At 72.7% G+C, this 12,655-nt stretch carries 14 protein-coding genes; 9 read left to right on the top strand and 5 right to left on the bottom strand.

Translation table 11 applies throughout. The features are described 5' to 3' along the window. The coding region (locus K313_RS22735) for a sigma factor (RefSeq protein WP_029212851.1) at positions 1 to 435 on the bottom strand (435 nt) is incomplete at its 3' end. Between the two features lie 19 nt (positions 436 to 454). Continuing rightward, positions 455 to 1,789: a DUF4921 family protein gene (locus K313_RS0118350; RefSeq protein ID WP_029212852.1), complete on the bottom strand. Its 1,335-nt coding sequence runs from the start codon at positions 1,787 to 1,789 to the stop codon at positions 455 to 457. Between the two features lie 101 nt (positions 1,790 to 1,890). On the opposite strand from K313_RS0118350, the gene K313_RS0118355 reads away from it, so the two are divergent. Further along, entirely contained in the window at positions 1,891 to 3,204 is a 1,314-nt protein-coding gene (locus K313_RS0118355; RefSeq protein WP_029212853.1) for an MFS transporter, read from the top strand. Positions 3,205 to 3,248: 44 nt separating this feature from the next. On the opposite strand, the gene K313_RS0118360 is transcribed toward K313_RS0118355, so the two are convergent. Further along, positions 3,249 to 3,533 (bottom strand): transcriptional regulator, encoded by a 285-nt coding sequence (locus K313_RS0118360; protein ID WP_240484011.1) that lies wholly within the window; start codon positions 3,531 to 3,533, stop codon positions 3,249 to 3,251. Positions 3,534 to 3,556: 23 nt separating this feature from the next. Continuing rightward, a complete protein-coding gene (locus K313_RS0118365; RefSeq protein WP_029212855.1) occupies positions 3,557 to 4,006 on the bottom strand; it encodes a hypothetical protein in 450 nt (149 codons plus the stop codon). A gap of 192 nt (positions 4,007 to 4,198) precedes the next feature. Here K313_RS0118365 and K313_RS0118370 point away from each other — a divergent pair, with 192 nt between their 5' ends. The 7 genes from K313_RS0118370 (at position 4,199) to K313_RS0118400 (ending at position 10,576) form a co-directional block, all read left to right on the top strand. Beyond that, positions 4,199 to 5,401 carry a benzoate/H(+) symporter BenE family transporter gene (locus K313_RS0118370; protein WP_029212856.1) on the top strand — a complete coding sequence of 401 codons (1,203 nt, stop codon included), beginning with the start codon at positions 4,199 to 4,201 and terminating at the stop codon, positions 5,399 to 5,401. Between the two features lie 9 nt (positions 5,402 to 5,410). Then, entirely contained in the window at positions 5,411 to 6,694 is a 1,284-nt protein-coding gene (locus K313_RS0118375) for a thymidine phosphorylase (RefSeq protein WP_029212857.1), read from the top strand. Continuing rightward, positions 6,691 to 7,848, top strand: coding sequence for a MalY/PatB family protein (locus tag K313_RS0118380; RefSeq protein ID WP_084413037.1), 1,158 nt, complete (start codon positions 6,691 to 6,693; stop codon positions 7,846 to 7,848). The genes K313_RS0118375 and K313_RS0118380 overlap by 4 nt, the downstream gene beginning before the upstream one ends. An 8-nt stretch (positions 7,849 to 7,856) precedes the next feature. Continuing rightward, the gene (locus tag K313_RS21740) at positions 7,857 to 8,408 is read left to right on the top strand and encodes a GNAT family N-acetyltransferase (protein WP_084413039.1); all 552 of its coding nucleotides are present in this window, start codon (positions 7,857 to 7,859) and stop codon (positions 8,406 to 8,408) included. Then, positions 8,405 to 8,578 carry a hypothetical protein gene (locus K313_RS23730; RefSeq protein WP_019284169.1) on the top strand — a complete coding sequence of 58 codons (174 nt, stop codon included), beginning with the start codon at positions 8,405 to 8,407 and terminating at the stop codon, positions 8,576 to 8,578. The genes K313_RS21740 and K313_RS23730 overlap by 4 nt, the downstream gene beginning before the upstream one ends. Positions 8,579 to 8,890: 312 nt before the next feature. Beyond that, positions 8,891 to 9,247 (top strand): cupin domain-containing protein, encoded by a 357-nt coding sequence (locus tag K313_RS0118395; RefSeq protein WP_019284168.1) that lies wholly within the window; start codon positions 8,891 to 8,893, stop codon positions 9,245 to 9,247. A gap of 177 nt (positions 9,248 to 9,424) precedes the next feature. Further along, positions 9,425 to 10,576: an adenosine deaminase gene (locus K313_RS0118400; RefSeq protein WP_029212860.1), complete on the top strand. Its 1,152-nt coding sequence runs from the start codon at positions 9,425 to 9,427 to the stop codon at positions 10,574 to 10,576. Positions 10,577 to 10,654: 78 nt separating this feature from the next. On the opposite strand, the gene K313_RS0118405 is transcribed toward K313_RS0118400, so the two are convergent. Then, on the bottom strand, positions 10,655 to 11,476 hold the full coding sequence (locus K313_RS0118405) for an RDD family protein (RefSeq protein ID WP_034254327.1): 822 nt from the start codon (positions 11,474 to 11,476) through the stop codon (positions 10,655 to 10,657). 62 nt (positions 11,477 to 11,538) lie between these two features. Here K313_RS0118405 and K313_RS0118410 point away from each other — a divergent pair, with 62 nt between their 5' ends. Further along, positions 11,539 to 12,534, top strand: coding sequence for a stage II sporulation protein M (locus tag K313_RS0118410; RefSeq protein WP_029212862.1), 996 nt, complete (start codon positions 11,539 to 11,541; stop codon positions 12,532 to 12,534). Positions 12,535 to 12,655 lie beyond the last annotated feature (121 nt).

Raw genomic sequence — 12,655 nt, forward strand, 5'->3', positions numbered from 1 at the left:
CGCCGGAGTTCTCCCGACGCAAAGTGACCCGTCAGGGCACGCCGGTACCGCGAGACCCCCGCCATCCGACGCAAAGTGACCCGTCGGGGCACGCCCGCACCGCGAAACCCCCACTACTCGACGCAACGTGACCCGTCGGGGCACGCCGTCGACCTGGTCGGGCACACCGGTGTCGGCGACCTCGGCCAGCGGCGGCTCGTGATGGCTGCGGCGGCGCGTCCGGTCGATGTAGGCGTTGGTGAGGGCGGCGCGGGCGTAGCCGGCCGGGCTCTCGACGTGGTCGATGTGCCGCCAGCGGACGTACCTGCGGGCGAGCGTCTCCTGCACCAGGTCCTCGGCGAGGTGGTGGTCGTGGCAGAGCAGGTAGGCGCGGCCGGAGAGCGACCGGGCGCTGGCCCGCGCGAACTCCTCGAAGCCCGCCGGGGAGCGGCTCATGGTGAGGCCTGGGAGGTGGTCATGCCTGGTGAGACGCATCGGGCCGGGTCGGAGGTGACAGCCGTATGCCGTCCGCCAGCCGTCCCTCGTCGGCCAGGGCGTGGAGGCGGGTGACCACCCGGTCGCGGAGCGCCAACGGGTCGATGGTGTTGACGTAGATCTTGGTGCCGCCCTCGAACCCCGCCAGCGTGGACACCCGCCACTTGAGGACGATCCGCCAGGGGAGGGGCAGGTCGACGCCGGTGGGGGTGTGGTGCCACTCCTCGTTGCAGGGGACGTGGACGCCGGTGGCGGCGTGGAGGGCGTGCAGCAGGTCCGCGACGGCGTCGACCTCGTGGCGCTGCTGGCGCCAGGGCTCGCGCTGCGGCGAGAGGGAGTGGACCTCGAGGGTGGGGTAGCGGTGCCCGAACCCGGCGTAGGCGACGGCGTGCTCCGTGCGGGCGACCACGAGCCCGGCGCGCTCGGCGAGGGCGGGTCCCGCGTCGGCATACAGCGTGGGGTGGCGGCGCAGCCGTTCCTGCTCCTGCTCGGCCTGGGTGCCGAGCTCGTCGATGGCGACGAGCTGCTTGTGCAGGTGGTCGAAGGACGCGCCGGCGGGCTTCAGCCAGTTCTGGAACGCCGCGACGTAGCGCACGTGCGGGTTGCTCGCGTAGAGGTCGGCCATGGCGTCGATGGTGAATCCCACGTAGGCGCGGTGCTCCTCGGGGGTGAGCGTGCCCGACGAGGCGAGGGCGCTGGTGTCGGTGGCGCCGTCGACCAGGTGACGGCGCGCGACGATCACGTCGTGCCCGCCACCGAAGAACGCCTCGGTCCCGGCGAGCCGCTGCCCCTCGTCGAGCAGCTCCCACGCCTCGGCCGTGGCCCCGCCGGCGAGGGCCTTGGCGCGGGCGACGGCGAGCACGTGGGCGCGTCCGGCCGGGTCGGCGAGGTAGGCGTCGCGTCGTGCGCGTGCCGCAGCGGGCAGCGTGACGCCGTGGTTGAGCCGCCAGTAGTCGTAGCTGAGGATCTCGAACAGGTTCGGCACCCGGCGGAACTCGGCGACCGAGTCGTGGAGCTCGGTGCGGGACAGGCCGGTCAGCGTCGCCCACCCCGGATCTGCCTGGCCGGCGCGGGTTCTCACGAGGCGCGACTTCTCCGGCGGCGTCTCGGCGTAGCGCTCCGGGCAGAACGCGCACAACCGGTCCCGCTCGTCCTCGGCCACGGGAGCGGCGGCCAGGGCGGGTGCGCCGAGCGGCCGGTTGCCGCGCCCCGGCACCGTCCACACCTGCGTGCCGGTGAACGGGTTGACCTGCTTGACCGTCCCGTCCGGCAGCCGCGCGAGGTAGTGGTCGTCGGGGCGGCGGGCGGTCGTCATACGGCCCATCCTGCTCCTGCCCGGCGGCGGTGGCGACGGTGGCGACGGTGGCGACGGTGGCGACGCTGGGGAGAGGCGGGGCGAGGACCTAGGCTGTCCCGGTGAACCTGCGCTCCGTCGTCGCCGACACCCGGCCCCTGCAGCACGGCGACTTCCGGCGGCTGTGGACCGCCAACATCATCACCGTCATCGGCGCCCAGCTGACCATCGTGAGCGTCCCGGCGCAGATCTACGCCGACACCGGCTCCTCCGCCTATGTCGGTCTGACCGGGATCTTCGGGCTCGTCCCGCTCGTGGTGTTCGGGCTGTGGGGCGGGGCGCTCGCGGACCACGTCGACAAGCGCAGGCTGCTGACCTTCACGACCGTCGGGCTGATCGTCTCGACGCTCGGCTTCTGGCTGCAGGCGGCGCTCGGGTCGACGAACGTCTGGCTGCTGCTGGGCCTGTTCGCCGTGCAGCAGGCCTTCTTCGCGGTCAACCAGCCGACGCGGACCGCGGTGCTGCCGTCGATCCTGCCGATGAACCTGCTGCCCGCGGCCAACGCGCTCAACATGACGCTGTTCATGGCCGGCGCGATCGCCGGGCCGCTGGTGGCGGGTGCGCTGATCCCGCTCGTCGGCTTCTCGTGGCTCTATCTCACCGATGCGATCTGCCTGCTCGCCACGCTGTATGCCGTCCGCCGCCTGCCCCCGCTGCCCGCGGAGCGTCACGACGGGGCGCCCTCATCCGCGCCCGGGCTGCGCTCGGTGATCGACGGGATCCGATATCTCGGAGGGCATCCCGTCCTGATGATGAGCTTCGTGGTGGACCTGATCGCCATGGTCTTCGGGATGCCGCGGGCGCTGTTCCCTGAGATCGCGCACGTCAACCTGGGCGGCGAGGCCGGGGGAGGGCTGGCCTTCGCGGTGCTCTTCGCCGCGATCCCGGTCGGCGCGGTGCTCGGCGGGGTGTTCTCCGGGTGGGTGTCGCGCGTGCAGCTGCACGGCCGCGCGGTGGTGCTGTGCATCGTGGCGTGGGGCGTGGCGGTCGCGCTGGCGGGTGCGGCGGTGCTGCCGGCCGACGGGCGGTTGCATCCGTGGATCTGGCTGGCGGCGGTCGCCCTGGCCATGGCCGGGGCGGCGGACATGGTGTCGGCGGCGTTCCGGCAGTCGATGCTGCAGTCGGCGGCGTCGCCGGAGGTGCGTGGTCGGCTGCAGGGGATCTTCATCGTGGTGGTGGCCGGTGGGCCCCGCATCGCGGACGTGGCGCACGGCTATGCGGCGGGCCTGGTGGGGGCGGCGTGGGCGACGCTGGCCGGTGGCGTGCTCGTGGTCCTCCTGGTGCTGGCGGCGTCGGCGCTCGTGCCGTCCTTCGCGCGCTACCGCGCAGACCTGCCCCCGGCGGAGGCATCGACCGGCCGTCGTTCCCCAGGCTGATGCCTTTGCCCCCGGCGGGTATGGCGACGTCCGGGTCCACGCGCTCAGGTTGACGCGAGGCCGCGCACGATCTCGTCGAGCGCCTCGAGGTGGGCCGCCAGCGCCGCGCGGCCCGCGCGCGTGAGCCGGAAGTGCGTCTGGGGCGTCTTGCCCCGAAAGGTCTTCTCCGACACGAGATATCCGGCGTCCTCGAGGATCGCCGCGTGCTTCGACAGCAGCGCATAGCTCACGTCGAGGGCGTCCTTGAGCGTCTGGTAGTCGGCCGAGTCCACGCTGGCCAGCGCGCACATGATCGTGAGGCGGACCGGCGAGTGAACGGCGTCGTCCAAGGACTGCCGTGCGGCGGCGAGGGTCACCGGGCGGCCCGGACGAGTCGGGCGCCGACGAGGGCGAGGGGGAGCGCCCCGGCCACGGCGACGAGCGAGGTCCACGCCCATCCGACGTCGTGCCCCTTCGCCGGGACGATCCAGAACCACCCGGCCACGAGGACCAGCGCGAGCATCCAGGCGATCCCGGCCACCATGGCCGCCCGGTGCCCGCGGGGATGCACCTGGCGGTGGGCGTGGGTCTGCCGCAGCAGCCAGGTCGTCCCCGCGGCCGTCACGAAAAGGGCGGCGAAGCGGATGATCCCTCCCCACTCCATCGCGTGCGTCTGGTAGACGAGCGCGTGGCAGGCGCCGAAGACGGCGGCCACGCTGACGACATACCAGCCCGCGGTGCTCGACACGCGCTGGGGGACCCGGCTCTTGGACTCGGCGGCGGCGTTGCTGAACCGACCGCCCTGGCTGCTGCTCGTTGACATGTATCCAGCATGGCGAGCACTTAACGATGCGTCAAGTGAGCCAGGCGATGAGGGCGCCTCATCGGGCGGCCGGGGGCGCCATACCTCCGGGCCAGTCCTAGGCACCTCCCCGGGGTGACCCGGTGCCGCCCCGGCTAGCGTGGTCGCGGCCATTGCCGGGCGCTCCCGGTGCCCCCGCTCCGAGAGGTCCGCGTGACCACCGCAACCCGCACCCGTCCTGACCTGCGCCGCGACGCCAGCCTGTCCGCCGTCCTCGCCGGGTTCGTCGCCGTGGCGATCTCGTATGCCGGCCCGCTGCTCGTCGTGCTCGAGGCGGCGCGGGCGGGCGGGCTGTCACCGCAGCTCACCGCCTCGTGGGTGTGGGCGATCTCGGTGGGCTCGGGGCTCGTCTGCCTCGTCACGTCTTGGTGGACGAAGCAGCCGGTCATGGTCGCCTGGTCGATCCCGGGTGCGGCGCTGCTGATCACGTCGCTCGGCGACTACCGGTCCTCGGACGCGATCGGGGCCTATGTCGTGTGCGGCGTCGTGTCCGTGCTGCTGGGGGCGACCGGCCTGGTGGGGCGCCTCCTGCAGGCGGTGCCGCGACCGATCACGGCGGCGGTGCTGGCGGGCGTGCTGTTCCCGTTCGCCCTCAAGGTGGCGGCCGCGGTCGTCGGACAGCCCGTCGTGGCGGGCGGGCTCGTGCTCGGCTACCTCGTGGGGAGGCGGTGGCAGCCGCGCTACGCGGTGTTCCTGGCGCTCGCGACCGGCGGCGTGCTCGCGGTGGTGACGGGGCAGGCGCAGGCCATGGCGGTGCGGCTCACGCTGACGACGCCCACGTGGACGACGCCGACGTGGTCCTGGGACGCGATCCTCGGCATCGCCCTGCCGCTGCTCATCGTGACCGCGGTCGGGCAGAACGCCCCCGGCCTGATCGTCATGCACAACAGCGGGTATGACGCCGACGACCGCCTCCTGCTCGGCGCGAGCGGGGTGGCGTCGGTGCTGGCGGCGCCGTTCGGGTCGCACGCGCTCAACATGGCCGCCGTCACCGCCGCCATCGCCACCTCCGAGGAGTCCCACCCCGACCACGACCGCCGCTACGTGGCAGGCATGGCGTGCGGATTCTTCTACGTGCTCGGCGGGTTTGCGGCGGACACGATCGTGTCGCTGTTCTCCGCCATACCGGCGGGCATGCTCACGGCCCTCGCGGGGGTGGCGCTGCTGTCGCCGCTGCAGGCCTCGATCTACGACACCATGCACGAGGGCGACCACCACCGCAGCGTCACCGAGGCGGCGCTCATCACCTTCGCCGTCACGGCGTCCGGGGTGCAGGCGCTCGGCATCGTGTCGGCCTTCTGGGGGCTCCTGGCGGGGGTGGTGGCCTATGCCGTCCTGCGTCCGCGCCCCCGGTAGGGTCTGGGCATGAGTGAGCAGCACGATGCCGTCGACGTCATCCGCGCCAAGCGCGACCACCAGCCGCTGAGCGACAGCCAGATCGACTGGGTGATCGACGCCTACACGCGCGGCGCGGTCGCGGACGAGCAGATGTCGGCCCTGGCCATGGCGATCCTGCTCAACGGGATGAGCCGCGAGGAGATCTCGCGGTGGACCGCGGCCATGATCGCGAGCGGCGAGCGGCTGGACTTCTCCTCGCTGTCGCGCCCCACCGCCGACAAGCACTCGACCGGCGGCGTGGGCGACAAGATCACCCTGCCGCTCGCGCCCCTCGTCGCGGCCTGCGGCGTCGCGGTGCCACAGCTGTCCGGGCGCGGGCTCGGCCACACCGGAGGCACGCTCGACAAGCTCGAGTCCATCCCCGGCTGGCAGGCGAGCCTCGCCAACGACGCGATGATGCGTCAGCTCGAGGACGTCGGCGCCGTGATCTGCGCGGCGGGTTCCGGCCTGGCCCCCGCCGACAAGAAGCTCTATGCCCTGCGTGACGTGACCGGCACCGTGGAGGCCATCCCGCTGATCGCGAGCTCGATCATGTCCAAGAAGATCGCCGAGGGCACCGGCGCGCTCGTCCTGGACGTCAAGGTCGGGTCCGGCGCGTTCATGAAGACCGTGGACGACGCCCGCGAGCTCGCCCGCACCATGGTCGATCTCGGGACGGACGCCGGCGTCACCACGGTCGCGCTGCTCACCGACATGACCACCCCGCTGGGACTGACGGCCGGCAATGCGCTCGAGGTCCGCGAGTCGGTCGAGGTCCTCGCCGGCGGCGGGCCCGCGGACGTCGTCGAGCTGACGGTCGCGCTGGCGCGCGAGATGCTCTCTGCCGCGGGGGTTTCGGATGTGGACCCCGCGGACGCGCTGGCCGATGGCCGCGCGATGGACGTATGGCGCCGCATGGTCGCCGCCCAGGGTGGCGACCCCGACGCCGAGCTGCCCACGAGCACGGAGCAGCACGTGATCAACGCCCCCGCGAGCGGGGTGCTGCGGTCGCTCGACGCCTATGCGGTGGGGGTCGCCGCGTGGCGCCTGGGCGCCGGACGGGCGCGCAAGGAGGACCCCGTGCAGGCGGGTGCGGGCGTCGAGATGCACGCCAAGCCAGGCGATTCCGTCACCGCCGGGCAGCCCCTGCTGACCCTGCACACGGACACGCCCGAGCGGTTCGACCGGGCCGTCGCCTCCCTCGAGGGTGCGTGGACGATCGGCGAGGACCGGCCCGAGCGCCCCGACGTCGTGATGGAGCGGATCGCATGAGCGGCGTTGCGGCACACGTGGAGTGGCTCGACCTGCCGCACCTGCGCGCGCGACGCAGCGCGAAGTGGACGCTCTACGACCCCGACGTGCTGCCCATGCCGGTCGCCGAGATGGACTGCCTGCTGGCGCCGCCCGTCGCCGAGGCGCTGAATCGCGCTGTGGCGCTGGGCGACACGGGCTACCCGAGCTTCGGGCGAGGCCTGCACGAGGCGTTCGCCGGCTTCGCGGGGCGCCGGTGGGGCTGGGACGTCGACCCGGACCAGGTGACCCTGTGCGGCGACGTGTCCGTGGGGATGATGGCGGCGATCTCGGCGCTGCTGTCGCCCGGGGACGCCTTCATCATCATGCCGCCGGTCTATCCGCCGTTCTTCCGCTGGGGTGGCGAGACGGGCATGCGCACGGTGGAGGTCCCTCTGCGGCAGTCGGACTCAGGCTACGCGCTGGACCTCGACGGCATCGAGCGCGAGCTGCGGGCCGGTGCCAAGGCCGTGCTCCTGTGCAACCCGCACAACCCCGTCGGATGGGTCCACTCGCGCGAGTCCCTCACGGCCCTGGCGGATCTCGTGTCCGGCTACGACGCCGTCGTGCTGAGCGACGAGATCCACGCGCCGCTGACCCTGCCCGGGCACACGTTCACGCCATACCTCACCGTCTCCGACGCGGCCCGGCAGCAGGGGATCGCGGTGCACGCGGCCTCCAAGGCGTGGAACCTCGCCGGGCTCAAGGCCGCCCTGATCGTCTCGGCGTCGGATGTCATGCGGGACAGTCTGTCTCGTGGTCTTCCGTACGAGACGCCCTGGCACGCTGGGCAGTTCGGCTATCTCGCGTCTGAGGCCGCCTATCGCGACGGAGACCCGTGGCTCGACGCGCTGGTGACCGACCTCGCCGCCCACCACCAGCAGGTGCGAGACGGGCTCCCCGCCGGGTCGCGGGTCGCGGTGCCGGCGCAGGCGACCTTCCTGTCCTGGATCGACGCGAGCGGCCTCGACCTGGGCGACAACCCGGCGGCGAAGCTCCTGGCGGAGGCCAGGCTGGCCGTCGGGATCGGCAGCGAGTTCGGCGCCCGGTGGGGCGATCACATCCGCCTCAACGTCGGCACCGGCCCCGAGATCGTCGCCGAGGGGCTGCGGCGCCTCGGCTCGGTCCTCTCCTGACCCGCCGTATGACGCCTGTGGGTCGTCATCACGTCGTCTCGCTGCGGCAGCTGTCCGTGGCCGACGCCCCGGTCCTCGCGTCCTGGGGCGCCGACGACGAGTTCTGCCGGGCTGCGGAGTGGAGCCGTGGGCTCACGGTTGAGCAGCATGAGAACCGTTGGCTCTCAAGGCTGTCCGATGGGTTCGGGCCCGGTCTGCTCCGTCTCGGCGCCGAGCTCGACGGCGGTCTGGTCGGCTATGTCGACCTCCACGGGACCGACGAGCATCGGCACGAGCTCGGCTACCTCGTCGGCGGTCGAGAGCGGTGGGGGAGAGGCCTCGGCGCGGCGGTCGCGCGGGCCGGACTGGAGCATGCTTTCCTCGCGCTGGGGCTCGCCGAGGTGTGGGCGGAGGCGGTCGGCGCCAACCCTGCCTCCGTGCGGATCCTCCAGGGCCTCGGGATGAACGAGACGGGCACGGGAGAGGATCATGTCTACCGCGGGATCCCCTCCCATTACCGGCGGTTCGCCATCACCGCGGACCGTTGGCGCACCCTCCACCACGACAAGGAGACCTCATGAGCAACCAGACGACCGGCAAGGTGCTGGCGGTGCTGATCTGCCTGATCGTCCTGGTGCCCCTGGCGATCATGAGCGTGTGGCAGCCGGTCCGGATCGGCCTGCCCGCCCTGGTCTTCGTGCTGACGGGCGTGGTCGTCCTGGTGATGAACGCCCGCAAGTCCAAGCGCTGACGCTCTCGGGCAGGCCGCCTCGGGCTCAACGGGCGAGCAGGTCGGGGTAGGGGTCGGCGAGAGGGGGGGGCGGGCATCGCGCCAGCGGGGATGAGCCCTCCCGTTCGCGCATGCTGGTCCTCCTCAAGCTGTCGGCCCCACGCCAGCGGGGATCGAGTTGACCTCGCGCACGAGACGAAGCGCTCACATCTGCTCGTGCACTCGCCCACAAGGGTGTGTCCTTATGTCTCTATCCAAAGGACATCGCGGGTGTCCTTTGGATAGAGACATAGAGACACGGGCTCGTGTGCCGCGGATGGGTAGGCTCCTGGCATGCCCGAGCTCATCACGGACCCCGTCCGCATCCCCGTCCCCGGCGGCAAGATCATCGACGAGCACGTCGGAGCCGCCTCGACGGGCGACCGCGGTGTGTCCGTCGCCCGCATGGAGGCGCCCGCCGGCTGGACCGAGCCCTACCAGACGCCGGACTTCGACGAGGTCACGGTGGTGCTGGGCGGTGAGGTCGTCGTGGACCACGACGGTGGCCCCACCAGCGTCCTCGCAGGTCAGAGCATCGTGACCCGCGCCGGCGAGCGGATCCGCTATCGGGTGGGGCCGGAGGGTGCGACATACCTCGCGATCTGCACCCCGGCGTTCACCCCGGAGGGCGTCCACCGCGACGAGGACTGACGCGCTGGCGTCCCGGGTCCGGGATCCTCGCTGCCGGGCGAGCTGGCCCAGGACCCGCCGCGGGCCGAGGCATCAGCCTGGCGAACGAGGGCTGGTCGATGCCTCTACCCCCGGCGAAGGCATCGGCCTGGCGAACGAGGGCCGGTCGATGCCTCTACCCCCGGTAGGGTCGTGAGGGTGACCAGTCGAGACAGCAGCTCCCCGGCATACGACGTCGACCCGCAGGTCGCCCGAGCACCCAAGGTGCTCCTGCACGAGCACCTCGACGGCGGGCTGCGGCCCGCCACCGTCCTCGAGCTCGCCCGCGAGACGGGGTATGACGCCCTGCCCGCCGACGACGCGACCGACCTCGGGCGCTGGTTCCGCGAGAGCGCGGACTCCGGCTCCCTGGTGCGCTACCTCGAGACCTTTGCGCACACCGTCGGGGTGATGCAGACGCCGGACGCGCTGCGGCGGGTCGCCCGCGAGGAGGTCCTGGACCTGGCGCGCGACGGCGTCGCCTACGCCGAGATCCGTTATGCGCCAGAGCTGCACCTCGAGCGGGACCTCACCCTCGAGGAGGTCGTCGAGGCCGTCAACGAGGGATTCCGCGAGGGCGAGGTGCTGGCTCGTGAGGAGGGGCGGCAGATCCGCGTCACCGCGCTGCTCACCGCCATGCGTCACGCCGCGATGAGCCGCGAGATCGCCGAGCTGGCCGTCCGCTACCGGGAGCAGGAGGTCAGCGGCTTCGACATCGCGGGGGCCGAGGCGGGCTACCCGCCCACCCGGCACCTCGACGCGTTCCAGTACCTCGCCCGCGAGAACGCCCACTTCACGATCCACGCGGGGGAGGCCTTCGGGCTGCCGTCGATCCAGGAGGCGCTGACCTGGTGCGGCGCCGACCGGCTCGGCCACGGCGTGCGCATCGTCGACGACCTCACGGTGGACGGCGTCGCCTATCCGCAGTGGGCGGCCGAGCACGACCAGCTGCCCGACGTGCGGGACGTGCGGCTGGGGCTGCTGGCGGCCTACGTCCGCGACAAGCGCGTCCCCCTCGAGATGTGCCCGAGCAGCAACGTCCAGACCGGCGCCTCGCCGAGCATCGCGCTGCACCCGATCACGCTGCTCAAGGACCTGCGCTTCCGCGTGACCGTCAACACCGACAACCGCCTGATGAGCGACACGAGCATGGGCAAGGAGATGACCCTGCTCGTGCGCGACGCCGGCTGGACGATGACGGACCTGCGCTGGGTGACGATCAACGCGATGAAATCCGCGTTCATCGCCTTCGACCAGCGGCTCGCCCTGATCGACGAGGTCATCAAGCCGGGGTATGCCGAGCTGACCTGATCGCGGCTGCCGCCTGTCGCAGCTGCGGCGATCGGAGCTGCGGCGATCGAGCCGGCGGAGGTGTCTCGGGGCAGGCGCTCAGACGTGGGGCAGGACGCGGTGCCGGGTGGCGGCGTCGCGGGCCAGCCGCTGGGCGTCGCGGCGACCTCGCTCGGCGACGACGGTCTGCAGCAGGGCCTCGGGGTGGGTGCCGGCCGGGGGTGGCGGCATGACGTGCTGCGCGACGGTCGCGGCGAGCTCCTGGGCGATGCGGGCCCGGGCCACGGGCTCGAGGCCGTCGCGGCGGTGCAGGAACTGGCGGGTGGCCAGCGACAACGCGTCCGGCAGCGGCGCGATGTCGGCGCTCGCGGCCCACGCGGACAGCTCGGGGGCGGGCGGCACGGGCGGTGGCAGCTGCAGCCGGAGGCGGTCCCGGACGGCATACGTGCCTGCCGCGAGGTCACCGAGCCGCTTGCCGCGCGCGGTGAGCACCACCGCGCAGAAGGCCACGGCGCCGCTCGTGCTCCAGATCTCCAGGAAGCCGATGAGCGAGCGCGTCAGGCACTGGCGGAAGGCCACCGGGCCGCCGTCGTCGCGCACGATGCAGGTGCCGGTGGCGAGCCTGCCCACCGACCGTCCGCGGGTCAGCGTCTCGATGACCGCGGGCAGGATCACCAACGTCGTCACGACCGTGGTGAGGACCAGCGCCGCGCCGGCCGCGTCGTCGAGGTTGCCCAGCACGCCGCCGAAGGCCAGGGACAGCCCGAACAGCAGCAGGGCCCCGCACACGACGTCGATCGCGCCCGACGCGACGCGCAACCCCGGCCCGGCGGCGGGCACGCGCAGCGCCACCGCGTCTCCGGTGACGAGATCGTCCTCGCCCACACCGATCGTGGGGCGTGCTGACCTGGGCGGCTGCATGTCTGGCAGCCTAGCGGGCGGGGCCGGCCCGGTCCGCGAGGGGCGCGGGCTAGGGTGGGGTCGTGGACCTGGACGCCTACGTCGCGGCCCACCGGGGGGAGTGGGACGAGCTCGACGCTCTGACGCGTCGGTCGCGGCTCTCCGCGGAGGAGGCCGACCGCCTGCTCGACCTCTATCAACGGGTCGGCACGCACCTCGCCGTCGTGCGCACCAGTGCGCCGGATCCCGCTGTCGTGCAATGGCTCTCGGGCGTCCTGGCGCGAGCGCGGCGACGTGCCTCGGGGACGCGGACCGGGTCGGTGCGGGACATCGCCCGGTTCTTCACCGAGACCTTCCCGGCCACGCTCTACCACCTGCGCTGGTGGTGGCTGACGACGACGGCGCTCAGCCTGCTCGTGGCGTTCGCGGCGGGCTGGTGGTTCTATCACAACCCCACCGTCGAGAACTCCCTGATGAGCCCGTCCGAGGTCGCGCAGTACGTCAACACCGACTTCGAGAGCTACTACTCCGAGCACGCGGCCACCAGCTTCGCCGCGCGCGTGTGGACCAACAACGCCTGGGTCGCCGCGCAGTGCATCGCGATGGGCGTGCTCGGAGCACCCGTCGTCTACGTCCTGCTGCAGAACGTCATCAGCGTCGGCGTCATCGGCGCCCTGATGGTCCGCCACGGACGGGGCGCGCTGTTCTTCGGCCTGATCCTGCCGCACGGGCTGCTCGAGCTGACCGCGGTGTTCGTGGCGGCGGGGGTGGGTCTGCGGCTGTTCTGGTCGTGGGTCGAGCCCGGCCCGAGGACTCGTATGGCGTCCCTGGCCGCCGCCGGCCGCACCACGGTCGGGGTGGCGATGGGGCTGGTGGTGGTGCTCCTCGTGTCGGGCGTCCTCGAGGCGTTCGTGACGCCGTCGGGCCTGCCGACGTGGGCGCGCATCGCGATCGGCGTGCTGGCCGAGGTGGCGTTCTTCGCCTATGTGTTCGTGGTCGGTCGTCGTGCGGCGGCCCGAGGCGTGACGGGTGACGTGGACGACGCCGACCGCGAGGACGAGGCCGTCGCGTCCCTCTGACCTCGACTCGCCCGCCCACGCCCGCTGCCCTCACCCGGCGCCCTCACCCGGCGCCCTCACCCGGCGCCCTCACCCGGCGCCCTCACCCGGCGCCCTCACCCGGCGCCCTCACCCGGCGCCC

The organism is Arsenicicoccus bolidensis DSM 15745, from assembly GCF_000426385.1.
GTDB lineage: Bacteria > Actinomycetota > Actinomycetes > Actinomycetales > Dermatophilaceae > Arsenicicoccus > Arsenicicoccus bolidensis.

Excerpts from the sequence above, each read along its gene's own strand:
- K313_RS0118350 (WP_029212852.1), bottom strand. The coding sequence starts at position 1,789 with ATGACGACCGCCCGCCGCCCCGACGACCACTACCTCGCGCGGCTGCCG.
- K313_RS0118365 (WP_029212855.1), bottom strand. The coding sequence starts at position 4,006 with ATGTCAACGAGCAGCAGCCAGGGCGGTCGGTTCAGCAACGCCGCCGCC.
- K313_RS0118375 (WP_029212857.1), top strand. The coding sequence starts at position 5,411 with ATGAGTGAGCAGCACGATGCCGTCGACGTCATCCGCGCCAAGCGCGAC.
- K313_RS0118380 (WP_084413037.1), top strand. The coding sequence starts at position 6,691 with ATGAGCGGCGTTGCGGCACACGTGGAGTGGCTCGACCTGCCGCACCTG.
- K313_RS21740 (WP_084413039.1), top strand. The coding sequence starts at position 7,857 with ATGACGCCTGTGGGTCGTCATCACGTCGTCTCGCTGCGGCAGCTGTCC.
- K313_RS23730 (WP_019284169.1), top strand. The coding sequence starts at position 8,405 with ATGAGCAACCAGACGACCGGCAAGGTGCTGGCGGTGCTGATCTGCCTG.
- K313_RS0118395 (WP_019284168.1), top strand. The coding sequence starts at position 8,891 with ATGCCCGAGCTCATCACGGACCCCGTCCGCATCCCCGTCCCCGGCGGC.
- K313_RS0118405 (WP_034254327.1), bottom strand. The coding sequence starts at position 11,476 with ATGCAGCCGCCCAGGTCAGCACGCCCCACGATCGGTGTGGGCGAGGAC.